The sequence below is a fragment of the Lyngbya sp. CCY1209 genome, assembly GCF_055795065.1.
Genome location: NZ_JAYFER010000170.1, coordinates 1 through 222, shown reverse-complemented (window position 1 = coordinate 222; position 222 = coordinate 1). Strand labels below are relative to the sequence as shown.

Here is a 222-nt window from a genome sequence, read left to right as displayed (position 1 = left end):
GGTTCCATTGCCATCTTGACCAAGGCTTGCTTGGCTCTATCTCGAATCGTCGGGATTCCCAGAGGGCGTTTTTCATCGCGTCCGGGTTTTGGTATCCAGACTCTCCGTAGTGGTTTAGCTTTGAAGTTTCCTTTGATTTCCTCACCAAGGGTGAACCTTTGTTTCGGGGATATCGCTATCACTCCATCCACTCCGGCTGTTTTCTTGCCTTGGTTATCTTGG

Annotated in this window: 1 pseudogene; it reads right to left on the bottom strand. The window is 49.5% G+C overall.

What is annotated here, in order from left to right:
- Positions 1-222 (bottom strand): annotated as a pseudogene (locus AC0QHF_RS02460) (group II intron reverse transcriptase/maturase); the annotation flags it as partial.